Annotated in this window: 20 protein-coding genes; all 20 read right to left on the bottom strand. The window is 60.5% G+C overall.

The window, feature by feature from the left end; translation table 11 throughout:
• Positions 1-489 (bottom strand): hypothetical protein, encoded by a 489-nt coding sequence (locus tag Q8M42_RS14280; protein WP_305284263.1) that lies wholly within the window; start codon positions 487-489, stop codon positions 1-3.
• Complete coding sequence (locus Q8M42_RS14285; protein WP_305284265.1) at positions 482-1,063, bottom strand: hypothetical protein; 582 nt, start codon at positions 1,061-1,063, stop codon at positions 482-484. The genes Q8M42_RS14280 and Q8M42_RS14285 overlap by 8 nt, the downstream gene beginning before the upstream one ends.
• A 52-nt stretch (positions 1,064-1,115) precedes the next feature.
• Positions 1,116-1,814, bottom strand: a complete 699-nt coding sequence (locus tag Q8M42_RS14290; RefSeq protein WP_305284267.1) for a hypothetical protein — start codon at positions 1,812-1,814, stop codon at positions 1,116-1,118.
• Positions 1,815-1,821: 7 nt separating this feature from the next.
• Positions 1,822-3,570, bottom strand: coding sequence for a hypothetical protein (locus Q8M42_RS14295; protein ID WP_305284269.1), 1,749 nt, complete (start codon positions 3,568-3,570; stop codon positions 1,822-1,824).
• Positions 3,567-4,034, bottom strand: coding sequence for a hypothetical protein (locus Q8M42_RS14300; protein WP_305284271.1), 468 nt, complete (start codon positions 4,032-4,034; stop codon positions 3,567-3,569). Before Q8M42_RS14300 ends, Q8M42_RS14295 begins: the two co-directional genes overlap by 4 nt.
• Positions 4,034-5,827, bottom strand: coding sequence for a hypothetical protein (locus tag Q8M42_RS14305; protein WP_305284272.1), 1,794 nt, complete (start codon positions 5,825-5,827; stop codon positions 4,034-4,036). The genes Q8M42_RS14300 and Q8M42_RS14305 overlap by 1 nt, the downstream gene beginning before the upstream one ends.
• Positions 5,828-6,346 (bottom strand): hypothetical protein, encoded by a 519-nt coding sequence (locus Q8M42_RS14310; protein WP_305284274.1) that lies wholly within the window; start codon positions 6,344-6,346, stop codon positions 5,828-5,830.
• A 46-nt stretch (positions 6,347-6,392) separates the two neighbouring features.
• On the bottom strand, positions 6,393-8,510 hold the full coding sequence (locus Q8M42_RS14315; RefSeq protein WP_305284276.1) for a tape measure protein: 2,118 nt from the start codon (positions 8,508-8,510) through the stop codon (positions 6,393-6,395).
• Positions 8,511-8,679: 169 nt separating this feature from the next.
• Entirely contained in the window at positions 8,680-9,045 is a 366-nt protein-coding gene (locus Q8M42_RS14320; RefSeq protein WP_305284278.1) for a hypothetical protein, read from the bottom strand.
• Positions 9,046-9,100: 55 nt separating this feature from the next.
• Positions 9,101-9,778 (bottom strand): hypothetical protein, encoded by a 678-nt coding sequence (locus tag Q8M42_RS14325; RefSeq protein ID WP_305284280.1) that lies wholly within the window; start codon positions 9,776-9,778, stop codon positions 9,101-9,103.
• 71 nt (positions 9,779-9,849) lie between these two features.
• Positions 9,850-10,635: a hypothetical protein gene (locus Q8M42_RS14330; RefSeq protein WP_305284282.1), complete on the bottom strand. Its 786-nt coding sequence runs from the start codon at positions 10,633-10,635 to the stop codon at positions 9,850-9,852.
• A 27-nt stretch (positions 10,636-10,662) separates the two neighbouring features.
• Positions 10,663-11,091, bottom strand: a complete 429-nt coding sequence (locus Q8M42_RS14335; protein ID WP_305284284.1) for a hypothetical protein — start codon at positions 11,089-11,091, stop codon at positions 10,663-10,665.
• Positions 11,088-11,693 carry a hypothetical protein gene (locus tag Q8M42_RS14340; RefSeq protein ID WP_305284286.1) on the bottom strand — a complete coding sequence of 202 codons (606 nt, stop codon included), beginning with the start codon at positions 11,691-11,693 and terminating at the stop codon, positions 11,088-11,090. Before Q8M42_RS14340 ends, Q8M42_RS14335 begins: the two co-directional genes overlap by 4 nt.
• Complete coding sequence (locus tag Q8M42_RS14345; RefSeq protein WP_305284288.1) at positions 11,690-12,241, bottom strand: hypothetical protein; 552 nt, start codon at positions 12,239-12,241, stop codon at positions 11,690-11,692. Before Q8M42_RS14345 ends, Q8M42_RS14340 begins: the two co-directional genes overlap by 4 nt.
• Positions 12,238-12,558, bottom strand: coding sequence for a head-tail connector protein (locus tag Q8M42_RS14350; protein WP_305284290.1), 321 nt, complete (start codon positions 12,556-12,558; stop codon positions 12,238-12,240). The genes Q8M42_RS14345 and Q8M42_RS14350 overlap by 4 nt, the downstream gene beginning before the upstream one ends.
• Positions 12,555-12,818 (bottom strand): hypothetical protein, encoded by a 264-nt coding sequence (locus Q8M42_RS14355; protein ID WP_305284292.1) that lies wholly within the window; start codon positions 12,816-12,818, stop codon positions 12,555-12,557. The genes Q8M42_RS14350 and Q8M42_RS14355 overlap by 4 nt, the downstream gene beginning before the upstream one ends.
• Positions 12,819-12,880: 62 nt before the next feature.
• Positions 12,881-14,179, bottom strand: a complete 1,299-nt coding sequence (locus tag Q8M42_RS14360) for a phage major capsid protein (protein ID WP_305284294.1) — start codon at positions 14,177-14,179, stop codon at positions 12,881-12,883.
• A 5-nt stretch (positions 14,180-14,184) separates the two neighbouring features.
• Entirely contained in the window at positions 14,185-14,850 is a 666-nt protein-coding gene (locus Q8M42_RS14365) for an HK97 family phage prohead protease (RefSeq protein WP_305284295.1), read from the bottom strand.
• Positions 14,840-16,048: a phage portal protein gene (locus Q8M42_RS14370; RefSeq protein WP_305284296.1), complete on the bottom strand. Its 1,209-nt coding sequence runs from the start codon at positions 16,046-16,048 to the stop codon at positions 14,840-14,842. The genes Q8M42_RS14365 and Q8M42_RS14370 overlap by 11 nt, the downstream gene beginning before the upstream one ends.
• A partial coding sequence (locus Q8M42_RS14375) for a terminase TerL endonuclease subunit (protein ID WP_305284298.1) occupies positions 16,045-16,780 on the bottom strand: 736 nt, incomplete at its 5' end. The genes Q8M42_RS14375 and Q8M42_RS14370, both read right to left, overlap by 4 nt.

Genomic DNA, 16,780 nt, shown 5'->3' on the forward strand with positions numbered 1-16,780 from the left:
TTACTCCGGTAGTTCGATGGGTTGCTGCAGGTTGAGGGTGATGCGCGTGGCCGATACCGCCGCGCCGATCAGCACGTCGAAGCCGTCAGCCGGCGGGGTTTGAGTTAATGCGCCGGCGCTGCCAAGCCATACAGGCCCTGGCGTCCAACTCCATCCGCTATCGTCGATAGGGCCAGAGCGCTGAATGTTGATTTGCTCACCCGGGTTGGCTGCCGTAAGCGTCAAGCCGAGCAGAAGGTCGATGTTGTCTTCATCGCGGTAGTCCAGGTAACGCACCTGGCCATCCAGCTCGTACACCGCGCGCAAAGCGCTGAGCGCTTCGCCGGCGGTGCGCTGGAAAGCAGAGCCACCAGCCGGGCCGGGCTCACCGGCTCGCCCAGCCGGCCCCTGCCGCCCACCCGCCACCACTACCGCAGGCGCCTGGCGCGGCTCTACCACCACTACAAACGGATGGCTGGCCACGACTACCGCAGGGCAGCAATCACCCATGGCAGCCACCACTGACGGTCACGTCACCGGAGAGCCAGCGAATCACGTCGCCATCGCTCATGGTCAAGTCCAGGTCATAGGTGCCGCGCTGCCAGGTGATGCTGTTGCTCTGTTCAACGGTGAGCACAATCATCATTTGCCCCAGGCCCTCGACCACCAGGCCACCGTTGGCTGTGGTTAGCTCAAGCTGGGGGCCGGGGCCGCACAGCAGCAAGCGCCCGCTGCAGCCGGTCAGGTCAACCGGCAGTTGGTAGGTGATGCGCCCACCGGTAGCGCGGCTGTCCACGCCGTCGAGGTTGTTGAATTCCAGCGTGTTGGCATCGATCACATCAGGCATGTAAAAGGCTTCGCGGCCCGGCTCGCGGTTCAGCGAGCCGCCGCCCGATACCCCACGAATCCACACCGGCCAGGTGCCTGGCAGGCCATGGCCAGGCACTGACATGCGCAGCGGCGCGGTGCGGTGAATCTCGGTTATGACCGGCGAAGGTGAAACGAACTGCGGCTGCATCAGCCACAGCGGCTTTCGATTGGTAGCACCACGAACGAGAGGCAGGTCTAGGCGGGCCGGCTGCATGGCTGGCTACTCCAAATAATTTTTATGGGAAGCTGGGGTGAAAGGCAGCTTGTCAGCCGTTATCGATGCTCAGTACGCGGGCAACACCATCAGACCAATCGTGAGCATCGATGCTCCAGCTCCAGGCCGTGCTTGGGTATGGGAATTCGCTAAACGTGCGGGTAGCTGCAGCAAAGCTCAGCACCCCGATGCCCTGCACGGCGATGCTGACAGGCGCAACACTCACGTCACCAACGAGGGCGATCTGAAACATCAGCGCCTCGGGGTCTGCCGCGTTCACGGTAACGCTTGCGACCTGGCGCACATCGCCCTGCCAGAACAGGTCGGGCGGGTCGATCTCGCCGACCCAGTTGTCGTCGCCCGTTAGGTCGAAGTAGCCCAGGGTGCTGCCGCCGTCATAGACGGTTAGCGTAAGCGCCTCGACTGGCACCACAGGGTTCTCCAGCGCATAGACACGCGCTTGCAGATCTTCCAGGGCGCTTACGATGTAGCCCAAGAGGCCAGCTGTGAGGCTGCAATACAACCAGCTACCGGGCGGCCACTCTTGATCGGCGGTGCCTTCTTGCCCGCGCGACATGTAAGCAACGCCGGATACAACGTCAGCGGTAACATGTTCCCAGCGGGTTGCCGCAGCGCCTCGGGCGTCGCTAAGCGATAGCGTGTAATAGCCGTCAGACAAGCCCGGCACCGCAAGAATTGTATCGCCCAGGGCCAGCTGCACCTGCACGGCGTAGTTGTTGATGAAATTCATGCACACCTCAGATGAATGTTTCTGGTATACCGCCGGTTTCGTCGGTCACAAGGTCATGCGTAACAGGGTGGTAAGCCGCCGCGCTGCCAGCCGACAACACACCGCGCGCCAACAGCTGGGCATGCGGGAATAACAGCGCAAGCTCGCGCGCAACCGGAGTGCCCGCCACCGTTTCCAGTTCGAAGAACTGCACGCCGTAGCCAGGGCCGATGCCGGCCGAGTAGGTAATTGGCGTCAGCGATAGCTGTATCTGGTCGGCGTCACGCTGGGTGGTGCCTACTGGCATCTCTGCTGCATAAGCCGGGGTGCCGCCGTTGGCTGACTCCGTTGGGCCGGTTGCCCATGACACAGGCCATGGCCCGCCCTTGTTGGCAGTGGCCGTAACAGCGGTATCCGATGCAGCCACGTTGATGAGGTACGGCAACGACACCCCACCATCTGCAGCCATGCGGCCGACGCCGGTGATGTCGTTACTGCCGCCAACCCGCGACCAACACCAGGAGTCGCCGCTAGGGGCGGAAAGCTCAGCCTCATGATTGGCGCTGTAGCTCTTTACGTTCTCGATGCTGGCCAACTCAACCCCGTTACGCAGGATGCTGAGCGTGCGGGTGATGCTCTCGCTGATTGAGCGCGCCGCCTGAGCTTCCGGGCCTACCAACTCAGTCCAGGGGTGATCATTCACACCTACCCAGGCGCTCTCAGTAGAGGCGCCAGAGGTGCTGAGCGAGCCAGCGTAGCTGGTTGTCCAGGCCGGCAGGCTCAGGTCGTACTCATAAAGCGTGTCGTAGGTGAACTCGCACAGCACATCAGCATCATCAAACTGCAGGGCCAGTACCCGGCCGGTGCGGCCAGAAGTAATCTGCACGTCGCCACGCAAATAGGTGGCCGCACCACTAATGCCACTGGTGCGGGCTGCATCAACATCATCCACATCGGTAACCGCCAGGGTTACGGTGCCACCGCCCACCGGGAACATGGGCGAGTTAGGGCCGAATGGATACTCAGCACCGGTCAGCGCCGAGCGCGGGTACATAGCGCGGTAAGCCAGCAGGTCTAAGGGCGTGGCGATGCCTGGGTGTGTAGTGTTCCACTCACCACGCACATCGGCCTGGCTCTTCAGCAGCTCCAGGCTGGCCGTCGGCACGCCGCCAGCATCACTGACCACCACCTGCATAAACCCAGTAGGCAGCCCGCCGCCCGTTGGGAAAATCCGCAGGATGGCGCGCGAGCCATCGCTGTTGATGGTCTCAAAGTTCACAAAGCGAAACCCGGTGCCCTCCTGCCCGATGTCAGCAAGGGTGATCGGCAGCGATACCGGCGGGTCAACCGCCACTTCGTCGAGGTAACCGAACGGCCGGCAGTTGAGCGTCAAGCTGTACGGCTGGCCGCCCTGGGCGTTCGGCGTACTGCCTGGGCGAATAAGCCAGCGCTTGCCATCACTGGCAAAGTAGATCCACCCGCCCAAGGCCTGGCCGAACAGGTAGAAGTCGCTCAGCAGCAGCGCGTAGTTCTGCCACGCCCTGCCTTGCGCCCGCTCGGCCTCAAGCAGCTCGGGCGCCAACGGCACGGGCTCAATACCCGGCTTACGCACAATCTGCAGCGGGCGGGGCGTGCTTGAAATACTGCCGGGGTATTGCCACGGCGCGTCATCAATAAAAAGTCGCCGACCCAGGGTCAGGTCAAACCGCACCAGGCCGTGAGCGGTGCAGCCCCATACCCCGATTTCGTCGAGCGGGTGAAACTGATCCTGAATCATGGCGTTGGTGGCTCCGGGTCAATCGGTGCAGCAAACTGCTGCTTCACCTCAAGGTCATTGGCATCCAGCTGAGTGAACTCTTTGATCGGCTTGATGCGAAAGCTCAGCAGGCCATCTACCGACACTACGGTGCGCTCATCCCAGTACAGGCGCGCGGCATAGTCCTGCTCAACCAACGGGCTGGCGATACCAGCGCCGCCGCTTGGCACCACCGGTGGCGGGCTATACGTCCCGCGCCCCTTCTGCGGCGGTAGGCTGCCGCGCGGCTCCACCCGCCGCAGCGTGCGCTGCTGGGGTACTGGCCGCACCAGGTCGTTAATGTCCTGCAGCTGGCTCGCGCCGGTACGCCGCGCCACCATGGCCTGGCCAAGGGCTTGGCGCTCCGCCTCCATCTGAGCGCCGGTGCCGCGTTTGGCGAGCATGCCCTCATTAATCGCCTTACGCTGTTGCTCCAAAGTGCTCATCAGTACAACTCCAGCGGGTCATTGGGGATGGCCAAGCGGTAGTCGCCATCGATGGTGATGGTCAGCTCGTCACGCTGCTCGGCCGCCACTTCGTCTGCAGTAATCTGGAAGCGCCGAGGGAACCCCTCGCTGATGCCATCGCCTGAGGTCCAAGTGCCGCTAAAGCCATCCAGCTCATCGTCATAAACCTCACCGCGCCCGCCAATCTGCGTCGGCAAACCATCATCGATTGGGTTGAATGGCGGCGGCTCTGGCTGCTCTTCAGTGGTAAAGGCAGGCGGCGTGAGCGGGTCGCTTACCTCGCCACCACCGCGCATCAGCGCAATCGTCACGCCCGTCATCGCCTCGCCGCCTGCAAGGTCAAGGCGGTGGCGCAAGCGCTTGACCTTGCCCTTGGCATACACGCCCTGGTCATTGATCAGCGCGGTGTGCACCACATCGATCCCGCGCACCCAGCTGGTGGGCGTATCCCAGCTCAGCAGCGCGCCTCGGTGCGCGGTGATAATCCGCACAACAGCCTGGTTCAACTTGGTACGCAACCCGAGCTGGCGGCGGGGCTCATCGCGCAGGTCGGTATGGCCATAAAAGCCATCATCCGCTGGGCGGCCAGGTGTCAGCCCGCCCTCTCGGCCGATCACGCTGTAGCGCAGCCCATTGCTCGCCGGTGTTGGGGCCGTGGTGCTTAAGCCAAAGGGCGTGCTTTCCCAGGTGCTGGCAGCGTCCTCACCAACCTCTATGGCCAGGCTGTCGCGCTCAACAATCACACCTGCCTCTGCAACGGCCGCATCCGCACGCACCACCAGCGCATAGCGCTCGGTAACGGTTTGCGCCCAGCGCCGAGCCGCGGCAAACGAAACGGCCAGCAAGTTACCGGTGTATGGGTTGCTGAAACCCAGCGGCGGAATGCAGTAAATTCCGGACGGTGGCAAATAACCCCAGCCGGGGCCGCTCAGCATGGTTTGGCCACTGTCACTCACAGCGCCCATCACCATTTCAACGTTTGGCGTATCTGCGTTATCAACCAGCCAGGCGCAAAAGCCGGATTCACCGCCAAGCCCCCCCATCAGCGAGTGGTTCCAGCTGTATTGCTTGTTCAGCTGCCGCAACCGAGGGAAGCGGTAATCCGCCTCAATCTCCACCTGGTTGGTTTCGCGGGTGTTGGCGCTCAACTGCACGTCGATGGTTTCGTACACGGTGGAGCCAGGGCCAAACTCAAAGTCAGCCTGCGCCTTGGCATACCAGCTGGTAACCCGGAGCGAGCCAAGCGGCGAGCTATCCAGCGATGCCGTGCGGCTGCTCAGGCGCTCATTGGCATAGTCCAAGTGGCTGCGGCCTTCGGTTGGAGAGAAAACATCCTCCGACCAATAGCCACCCACCAACGAATCGATAGCCTCAATCGGCATATCCTCAACCCGGTTCTGCAGCGCATCGGTGCACGCGCACGCCATAATGCGCGTGGTGCGATTCCATGCCGGCTCAATAATCCGCCCAGTAAACAAGCGCTGCTCACCAGCCGCATCGATGTAATCCAAAGCCACCGCACGCTTGCGCCAGGCGTTGGGCGTTACCAGACCAGCAGGCAGCAACAGGCTAAAACTCGCCACACTGGCGGCGCCCTCTTCCTGGTCAACCGTGATCTGCCCAGTCAGCCTGGCGGAATAGTCCACCCCAGCCACAACCGCCCGCGCCCGCCACACAATCGCCGGCGAACCACCCACAACCACCACCGCCGAATCGCCACCCGGCAACGAGCCAAGCGGCGCGCCGCCCAGAACATCCCCACCCAGGAGCATTTAAATTTCCTCCCAGGTGATGGACCAGCCATGCACGGCAGAAGCACCGCCCGTGCTCAAGTTCTTGCTGGGGCGTGATGCAAACACCATGTATTTAGGCAGCCAACTGACCGTATAGAGCACGGCGTCAGTCACCGCCGTGATGGTCACCAAGTCACCATCCAGCACGCAGGGCGTTGGCAGCCATTCACCTTCCACAAGAGCGAGCGCCCAAGGCGCCTGGTCGCCGCGCGGCGTGCTGTTAAGCACAACCGCCAACGCGGTGCCCGTAATGCTTTCTGGCTGCAGGCTCAAAAACTCAAGGGGCTGGGTGTAATCCAAGCCGTCCAGCCCTGGCGGCATCCACCCCTGCCCACTGATGGTTCCCGATGCCTTACCGCTCCAGTGCGTCATCTGCACCAAACCACCAAGGCTCATACGCGCCCGGGCAATACCACCCAACGACTCTCCAGCCAGCTCAGGCGGCCCCGAATGCACGGGAATCGGAACCCCGCCGAGGGTCAGCGTAGGAATAGGCATTCAAGGCTCCAGAAAAAACAAAGCCCGCAGGGCGCGGGCTGTAGGGCTAGTTGTGAGTGCCGCCGAATTTCAAGCGCAGCAGGCGTAGGTTCTCGCCCTGGTCAGTTGGCACCGCCACCTTCAAGGACTCACCGCTAGGCAGGCGAATATTCATATCACCAATGAAATCCCGGCCGCCCCCAGGGCTTACACCTGCCGCCGCGTCAACCATTCCAGCACTCAAGTCGGGGATGTTCAGCCCGGCCATTCGCGCCATCAGGTTTTGCGAGGCGGTTGCAGTCAGTACCTGCTCGCCGCCGGCGAAGTTCACTAGCTCCTTGCCGCGTTCACCGACCCAGGCCATGCCGGGTGGGGCGTTGTTGGTGCCGGTGGCATAACCAGGAAACTCCGGCAGGGCCGGCACAATCGGGCCATCCGGGTTGGCAACCCTTACAGGCAACACAATCTCTTTCTGGCCAAGCTCATTGATCAGCGCCTGGATACTGGTGCGCACGCTCTCGATAGTTGCTTCATCAGTTTTCACGCTGACAGGCATATCCTTAAGCCTCTCAGCTTCGGCCTTGAGATTCGCCATGCTGACCTTGATCTCTTCGATCTTGGCCTGAGCATTGCTCTGCTCGATGTCGTTTGCAGCCAGCTCAATGGCTTCCAACTCACTGATAAAGCCACTAAGCCCATAGGTATTACCACCAGCGGCAGCAAGGTCCTGTAGCATTTTCAATGCAGCCTGGGCCTTGGCCTGCGCACCCTCAACATCCTGTGATGCAAGCGCGGCCCTGGCGCTAACCTTCAGCGCTTCAGCCGCACCGTAGGAGGCAACCCCCTCACCACCAAGCCCAGCCTGGGCCTCCTTATAGCGGGCCTCGATCTTCTTGCGCTCATCGCGAACCTTGGCCAGTTCGGAGTTGGCCTTTTTCTCAGCCGCCACCAGCGCCTTTGCACCGTTCTCAGCAGCCTTGATCTGGCTTTCCTGCAGGGTTTTCAGCTCACCGATGTACTTGGTTCGTGCATCAATTTCATTCTGCCGCGCCTGATCGGCAACCGCTGCAGCCACCTCACTCAGGAACTTCATTTCTTCATTGAGGCCGTTTTGCTCCTCAGTCAGCGCCGCATAGTAAGCACGCCAATCAGCCAGGCCTTTGGCGATCTGCTCATCCGTCATGTACAGATCGAGCATGCCGAAACCCTGAGCAGCCGCCTCAAACTTCGCCAGTTCCTTGGCCGCGCGGTCGATCTCAGTGACGTTGCCGGTAATGCGGGCAGCGATATATCCCAGATCCTGCGCCAGGCTCACAGTGCCCGCGCCGGCTTCGATAGCGGCACCGGCCACCATGGTCAGCGCACTGGCAAGCAGCACCAGGCTGTCGCGCGTTTGCGGGTCAGTGATGGTCTTGCCCAGCTCATTGATCGCATCAATCAACGGCTGTACATCCGCCTGGCCAATAGCCTCATTCCAGTCATCGGCCAGCGCGGTCATGGCACCGCCAACCGTTTGCGGCAGAGACTCAGCCTCACGCCGCAGCACATCCAGCTGGCCAGTGAGCGCATCCGTCACCACCGCCGCCGTAAGCAGCCCCTGCGATGCCATCTCCTTCAGCGCACCAATCGGCACACCAAGCGAGGCAGCCAGAGCCTGCATCAAGCGTGGAGCCTGCTCGGCAACGCTGTTGAACTCATCACCACGCAACGCACCCGCGCCCAGTGCCTGGGCGAACTGAATAACCCCGTTTTCCGCCTCCTGGGCGCTGGCACCGGAGATCCGAAAGGAAGTCGCCACAGCCTCGGTGACCTTGAGGATATCGGCCTGGCTACGCCCTGCCTCTTTAAGCGGCCGACTGATGCGTCCATACAAGGTGACCAGCGAGGAAAGCGGCGTTTGCGTGGCATCGGCAATCCGACGCAACTCGCCCTGCGCAGTGTTGAACTCTTGCTGTGAGTCGGTCGCCAGCTTGAGCCGGGCATTCATCAGGTTGTAGCTGTCTGCCGCATTGGCGATGCCACGAATAGCCGAGGTCAGCACCGAAACAGAAAACGCCGCAGCCAGACTCTTGCCAGCACGGTTTAAAGATTTATCAATCAGATTGATCTGACCATTGACCTCATCAAAGGCCTTCTTGCTGTTGTTCTTGCCTTCAATGATCAGCTGGGTTTTCACACGACTCATCAGTCAAACCCCTTTAGCAACTTTTTGAAGGTCTTCACATCAGCCTGCGCGGCACGGGCTGTGATCAGCGCCGTCCGATTGCGCGCACGCTCAGCCAGGTCGATGGCATGCAAGTACGCCTCAATCTGTGGCAGCGTGTAGTGCTCAATACCCGAATGCCCTGCACCGATCAGACGCTGGGCGATAGAGGCCCAGCTAGCGCCCTGACCACTTCCGGCAGGGCTTCGGCGAAAAAATCAGAATTCGCCTTCACCACCTGCGCCATCACCTGCACCGCAACGCTCGATGGCATCCGCCACAACTGCCAGCGGCTCAAGCTGGTAGTGGCCCGCAGCACCCGCTTGAGATCCCGGCTGTTCTTTTCCGCATAGCGGTTGATCTGCTGCACGCTGGCATTGGCGAACAGTTCAACCAGCGCGCCGGCCACCTTTCCGTACAGCTCAAAGTGCCGCAGCTTCACTGGGTAAATGCTCACATCCTTACCGCTAAGCACCACCACCGCTGGCTCAGGGAAGAGAATCTGTAACTCACTCATGCCAATCTCCGGGCAATAAAAAACCCGCCGAGGCGGGTTATTTACTAATTTGTTTTCACTGCAGTAGCACATGCCTCACGGGCATTTGCATGCAGGCATGTTTAGCAATGTACTGGCGCGGCGTACCAGCAGTGATCTGCTCGTAACTCCCCGGCCCTGACGTTGGGCCTAAGCCTTCAAGGGTGCGGGCAAAGGCAACAATGGCTGCCGTCGCGTTAGCACAATTGAAGGAGACCCTGGAAAACGCGACCTCACCATCAGGCATAACCGTTTTAACGGCCATCACCGCAAAGTTATCCGACCGAGCCAAACCTATCTCGTAGAACTCACCACGCATACTGGCAGGCATAATGATGCGTTTAGGCTCTGATTGTGCGGCGGGAGCAAGTGGCGGCGGGCCACTAGAGGCCGGCATATATGCAGGCAGAGCGGTAACCACCCCATAAATGAAGCTACCCAAAGCAAGCAAAATCAAACCAGCAGGGATAGATGCAATAACCCACTTGACCATGAATACAACCATGGACCAGAAGCTCATCCGAACATCCACAACAACCACAGGCTGCGCGCCTTGGTAGGCTGCACTGACCTCACGGACTACAGGAGATAGCGAGGCCTGCAACGCCCTCGCCTGTTCATTCTGCAAACGCACCTGCTCTAGATGGCGGGCGTGTCCCTGGTAGTTAACACCGCACTTGACGCAGTCACCGGGACTGGCCTGCATCTCGGCCATCGTAGGTTCGTACTTGCACTTCGGACACTGCACAGGGCATCCCTCCCAGTTGATGTGGGAGGGACTTTAGCTTAAACCGCCTCTTCCTCAACAGTAAGCAGCGCAGATTCACCAAGACCGAAGCGGTCAGGGTCTTCCGAGATGGTGAAGGTCACACCAATCTGCGCGAAGTCTTCGCGGTTGATCAGTGGCAGTTCACCGGACAACGCCATGCGCACGCGGTGGAAGGTTGCTCGGCGACCAGTCAGCTGGCCGGCTTCGTTCACGGTGCTGACGAACAGCTCATAGAACTGGCGACCACGGGTAAACGCCTGAACCAGGCCCACTTTCGGGAAGGTGTAGGTGACTTTTACCGGCACGCTTTTAATGCCGTCTGCATCGGCAGTGGCAGCGGCAATTTCGGTGGCCAGACCACCGCCTGCCAGCCAGCGCACGCCGCCTGGCATCTTCACGTAGTCGACGTTTGGCAGGTAGGTGACATCGCCGGCGACGTTGGTGATTGCGGTAATTGCCAGCGGCAGGCGAACAGTCATCGAGGTACGCCCCAAAACTGCGGAATGCGCTTCATCGGTATTGGTGCCGGTCGGGATAACGGTGCGAGTACCGGCCAGAAGCTCGGTCATGGTTTCCGGCGGCAGCTCCAACAGGTCACCGGTAACGGTACCGCCGGATGGACGGCTGACGCCATCCAGCTCAGTGTTGCTGAGCGTGCGCGGGTCCTTGATGGTGAGCTCATCTAGCTCCGGCGCAAAGTTCACGTTTGCCATCGGCCCCATAGGGAACGGCGGCAGGGTGGAACCCTTGAGGCGGATATAGACCTGGCCATAGTTAAGCTGGGTGTAAATGTCGTTACTCATGTTTGCTCCTATGGGCCAAGCCCAGGCTTATGCGTATGCCTCGGCGTACCGGGCTTCCAGGGTTATCGTAATTTTGCTTTTGCTGCTGCCATCAGCGGCGGGCTCAAGCTCTGCGCTGTCGCTGACGATTGTTCCTCTGACGGGCCGTTCGAACTCGCCCGCGCCATAGCCAAGCGCGCGCAGCACGTCGTAGTGAAACTTCTCCAGCTGGGCCAGGGTTGCATTGCTGTCGAAAACGCCCTGGATCACATAGCTCCTAGCCCGCTGCGCATCACGCTGCCCGCGCCGCTCTGTGGCGTCTTCCGCCCAACCGAGCAAGGCAAAAGGGGTTGGCTGCGAATCCTTCGCTGGGCGAAGTTCGAAAACCCCTTTCAGGTCGGTGTAAAAACCGCGCGAGGGCGATATCAGCTCAAGGCGCGCGTTGATGTCGTCGTTAAGATCAGTACCCCTGGTCATCGCACACCTTTATCGATTTCGAGCTGCATGCGTTTGGCGAACTCCTGCTGCAGGAAGTCGCTGGTCCACCGCAGCGTTTGGCTGGTGGTAAGTTGCTTGAACCAATACGCAGTTGATGGGCCGATGGCGGCGCTCAACGCCTTTTTGCGGGCGTAGGTTTTGCCACGGGCGGTTGTCTTGCTGTTGCGCGTGCTCAGTGGCGCCTGGCGCGAGCTGGCCGGATTTACGAAACCGGCGGCAACCTTGCGACCACGCAGCCCATACACATAGAGGCGCGCCCTGGTTGGGGCCAGCACCTCGAATATCCAGCGGCGGTAATCGTCAACCCGCACCCCGGAACTGCTGGGGATGATGCGGCTGTTCATGCGGCCACGCCGAGCGCGCTTGATAGTCAACTTGCCGCGCACATCCGCGTTGCCTAGCCGGCTACCGAGCACGGAGCTTTTAAACAGCTTGCTCATGGGCTTTACGTAGCGCTCGGTACGGCCCTTGGTGGCAGTGCTGTTGAGGGCGCCACGCAGCACGCCGTCAACCTTCTTGCCTTGGTCGGCAAGCTGCTTCTGCGCCTGCTTGAGCCCCATCACCTGGATCGTGACATTCACTGCACACGCTCCAGCCAAAGGCCGCGCACCACGCCATCATCACTGTCGCGGGCATAGGCGATGACGTTGTAGAGGTTGCCGGCGATCAACAGTTGGTCGCCCTCTTCCGGACGGCCTACCTCGATCACGGCCACCTCAGCCTTAGTCTTGTAGTCCGTGACCTGGCCAAGATCATCCAGGTACGGCGCCGAGTGCGTGAGGTGCACGCGGCATGCCACTGGCACACCACCCTGCGGCCGATACTCAGCCGGCTGGCCGACCAGCTCAGAACAGGTGATCACCACTTCTGCGCGCTGGTTTTTGAAGTCCCGCACGTCATCGATCAGCAGCAGGCGACCATCTGCGCGCAGGTACACACCCGAACGCAAACGCTCATCCCACCAGGAACGCACCGTAACCTTCGCCGGCGCACGCAAGCCGCTGGCGGCAGGCGGGTCGGCGGACTCCTTGGAGCGAATGCCAACCCATAGCCAACCCAGCACAGTGGGCTGCAGGCAGGCATCCATCACCAACAGATCGGCCGGGGTATCCAACTGACCGGCCCTCATCCGACATTCACCCAGCGGTATGGCTGCCAGAGGAACTTGGTGGCCTGGGGTAGATTGGTTGCGATTGTGCCGATCACGACATCCTCCCGATTCACATACCAGTGGCCGACTAGCAAAAGCATGCCCTGCTGGATTGCCTTGGTCGGATGCAGGGCATTGCCCAGCGGATCTGGCAGGACAACACCAGGTGCGATCAGCGTGCGATTGGTTTGATCGTTGAACGACTGGGCGGCGGCATCAACCAGCGCCTGGATGTAGGCGTCCTCCTGATCGTGCCGCACCCGCAGGTGCGCCTTCACCACCGCCATGTCGATCATTTCGGCACCAATGCCAATAAGGTGGGCTTCGTTGCCGATTCATCGAAGGCAATACCTTTGGCCGTGAGCCAAGCTTTGAGATCCTTGACGTTCATTTTCAAAGGATCAGTAGGAGGTGGCACATCACCCTCGACAATATCGAGCGACACCGCCACTTCCAGCGCGCGCCCATCGAGATCATGCTCGCCGGGCGGATATTCAATAACCTTGATCCCGTCCGGTGAGAACTTGAACAGGTCAGTCAATTTGATTACAGGCATGGTTCGCACCCCATAACGGCAGAGGCCCGCGCGCGGCGGGCCTCTGTGGTGAGTTACACCGCTTAGGCGGCGATCTTGAGCAGCTTGATGGCCTTGCTATCCATCACCCCGCCACCGACACGCTTGGTGGTGTAGAAGTGCACGAAAGGTTTGTTGGTGAACGGGTCACGCAACACCCGGGTGCCACGCACATCGGCGATGGTGTAGCCGCGCTTGAAGTCACCGAACGACAGCGGGATAGAGTCGGCAGCGATATCCGGCATCGCTTCGTCTTCTTCGTAGCGATAGCCCAGCAGGATGCCCGGCGCGCCGGCCTCAAGGCCCGGACGCCACAGGTAGTTACCCTCGCTATCCTTGAGCTTGCGCAGGGCAGCCAAGGTCAGGCCATTACCAACCCACACGGCGTTTTTGCGGTAGCCACGCTTGAGGCTGTGCACCAGGTCAATCAGACGATCAGGGTTATTCAACGCGGCAGCCGCGCCCGAGGTCACAAACTGCAAGGTGCCGAACGGGCGAGTGCCTGCCTTATCAGTGACTGCAGAGTTCGGATAGGCCAGGTAGCCTTTCGGTTTGTTGTTGCCGTTGCCAATTACGAAGGAATCCCCTTCCTCCTCGTCGAACTCCCAGCTCACTTCCTGGGCCAGCCAGCCCTCTACGTCAAAGAAAATATCGTCGAGCGCTTTTTGGGTGATTGCCGGGTTGGCGTAGATCTCACCAAAGAACGGGGCGATCTGTACCAGCTTAGGCGTACCCGTTTCAGTGCGTTCGTCAGTTTCGCCAACCCAACCGGAGGCAGCGCCACCGACGTTGACCAGGCGCTTGTACTCTTCAGAGCCAACCTGAATCACGTTGGCCAGGGTACGCATCACGCTCAGGTCGCGTTCGAGCTGGATGATGTTGCGGTCCAGCTCTTCAGGTACACCGAAACCGCCGTCTTCACCCGTGCCCAGGTTGAGCGCTTTCTGCTCCAGCTCACGCAGGCCATCCTCGCGACCTTTGCGCAGATAGCCGTCGAACGCCGTCTTGTGCTCGGTGACGGTCTCATCGTCGCCACCACCAGAGAGGCCAGGGCGCGCCTTTTTCTTCAGCGCCTCTTCAGCAGTTTTCTTGAAGCCTTCCAGCTCGCTCATCTTCTTTTCGATGGCGCCCAGCTTGCCTTCAAGCAGCGGATCGGGCTGACCTTTGCTGAGCTTTTCAATGCGCTCATCGTTGGTCTTTTTGAATTCATTGAAGGCTTCGCCCAGGCTCTTCAGCGCAGTACGCAGCTCGGCTTCGGTGCCTGGGTTGTCATTGCGGCGATGCATGCCGCGCAGACTCGGGATAGTAGATGCCACCGCAGCGGCCATAGGATTCTGTTGCATGGGTGTTAGCCTCGCAGTTGTGCAGTCAGTTGAGAAATTTCATCGAGCAGGCCACCCATGCCAGCGTCACGCTGAGAGATGCCTTTGTAGCCTTCAGCCATAACGGCCTTGGCTTCGGTTCGAGAGAGCCCGGCGTCACGCAGGAACTTCTCGAATTGACGCGGCCCTTGCAGGGCGTTCTTAACGGTCTCCACACGGGCCGCGTCATTGGCGGGGAATGTCACCAGGGACACTTCCCAAAGGTCCACTTGAGTCAGGTGGTAGATGCCCGCATCCGAGTCCCACCGCCCACCACCTGGCGGGATGCTGTAACCGATTGATAGCCCGGTGAGGCTGCCTGCCTTGAGGTGTGCATGTGCACGCCTAGCAAGCGGGTCATCGTCAATCAACAGCCGCCCTTCCAGGTAGAGGCCGTGCTCGTCCTCTTCCATCCGGGTGTACGGGCCAAGCGGCTCATCGAACTTGTGCTGCCAGAGCATGGCCGGGAAGCCGCCCTTCTTTGCCCACTCCTTGAGCGAGGCTGCAAAGGCACCGCGATGCACCACATCCGAGTAGCTGTCGACCACATCAAAGACAGAGCCATAGCCAGAGAACGTGCCATCGTCACCAATGGACTTCACCCTGAAGGCCGCAGCCAGATGCTTGTTCGCAAGCGCGTTCTTAATTCTCATTGGCGGGCCTTCCGTTGATATTCATGTTCGAGGGCGTGAGGTAGATATCGCCCCCTTCACGCGGGTTGCGATCCTCCAGCTCCAGCACGTCGTTGGGGCTGTAGGCGCCGATGAAAACCATGTCTTTGTAGAACTGGCTGCGGGCCTTCATATCGCCTCGCAGCAGCGCCGCCACGTTGAACTTGGCGAAGTGATCCTCTTCATCCCGCTCATTGAGCAGGCTGATGCGGATGCGGTTTTCGATTCGGTTCAGATGCGGCATAAGCCCATCGTTCACGTAGTCCAGGGACTGGTGCTCGATGTTGTTATTGGTGGAGCGGTCGAGAATGGCGATCTTGTGTGGTGGCACACGGAGCAAGCCGCAGATCTGGCTGTCCGTATGCTTGCGGTTTTCCAACCACTGGGCATCGGTGTTGGTCATCGTCACCGAAGCCCACTTGAGCCCGCCTTCGAGGATGGCTACCTTGTGCGAGTTTTCGAGGCCGGTATGCTTTTCGTTCCAGCTGGTTTTAACCCGCTCGAACACCTCATCTGTCAGAGTCTGTTCAGTCTCCAGCGCGCCCCCTGGGTTGGCACCATTCACGAACAGCTTGGCGCCATGGCGCTCGGCAGCGATGCCTAGCCCCAGCGTTTCGCGGGCGTATTCAAGAGCGCTCAACCCACGCACACCATCGAGCGATAGACCACGTACGTGGAAGATTTGACTGGCTGGCAGCACATCACGCTTACCGTTGGCGAACGTCACGTCATACCAGAGCGACCAATCGTCCCGCAGCTTGGGTTTAACCGAGCCAGGGTTGAGCGGTAGCAGCTCCTCCACCTCACTGCCAAGCATGACCTTGAAGGCGTAGAAATTCCCTCGCAGAACCACGTGCGCGACGCACATCTCCCAGAACTCAGAGGCGGTCATAAAGTCATTCGGGCGACGGCTGATCAGCCGGTGCACCTTGTGATCTTTAGCCACGTCACGCCCCCTATCAGGGCGCTCCTTGTACAGTTTAATGGGCAGCTTCCCAGCGTCCTCGGCCAACACTTTGAGGCCAGCAAAGAAGGGCGCGTGACGCAGCGCCGACTCGCTATTGACTTGCACGCCGGATACCGCAACAGCACCAGCGGCGATCATTTCCAGCAGATCGCGGGAGGTCATCGCTTCGGCACTTTTGCGGCGCAGCGGGTTGAGCTTGCTGAGCCACTTCATGTTGTTCTAATGCCTCCTTTGGCGTAGGCCGCGTTGACGCCTTCCGGCTCTTCAGTGGTCGCGCCCATGTAGCGGTTCAGTGCATTGAGCAGGGCTGCAACGCCGTCGATTCGCTCACGGCTTTTGCCCTTGTGTGGGCGGTAGTTGCCGTTGCTGTCGCGCAGTAGCGTTACGTTCTCGGCGTTCCAACGCAGCACCGGGTGGCCGTTGTGGCGCAGCACTTTGCTGAGCAGCAGGCCTTCCAGGCGTTTGGTGGGGGCGCTCAGGTTGCCCAGGTGCTGACCGAGCTTGACCATGGCAATGCCGTCGCTGGTCAGTTGCGTGACCAGGTGCGAGGCGTTCCATGGGTCATAGCCAACTTCCTTGATTTCAAAACGCTCTGAGCACTCATTGATCACCGCGCGCACCCGCTCGTAGTCCACTACGTTGCCGGGCGTGGCCTCGATAAACCCATCAGCCACCCACTTGGGATACGCCACCCGGTCGATCTGGGCGCGGTGCTCGATGTTGTCCGCAGGCACGAAGAAGAACGGCACCACGTAAACATGCGGATCTTCCGGGATCGGCTCGAACACCAGCACGAAGGCTGTCAGGTCGGTCTCGGTTGAAAGGTCCAGGCCGCCGTAGCAGACCCGGCCTTCCAGCTCCGCAATGTCGAATGGCGGATTGCACGGGTCCCAGACCTGGGCAATATCCAGCCAGCGGTCATCCTGCTGGCACCAGATGTTGAGC

This window comes from Pseudomonas sp. (genome assembly GCF_030684895.1).
Taxonomy (GTDB): domain Bacteria; phylum Pseudomonadota; class Gammaproteobacteria; order Pseudomonadales; family Pseudomonadaceae; genus Aquipseudomonas.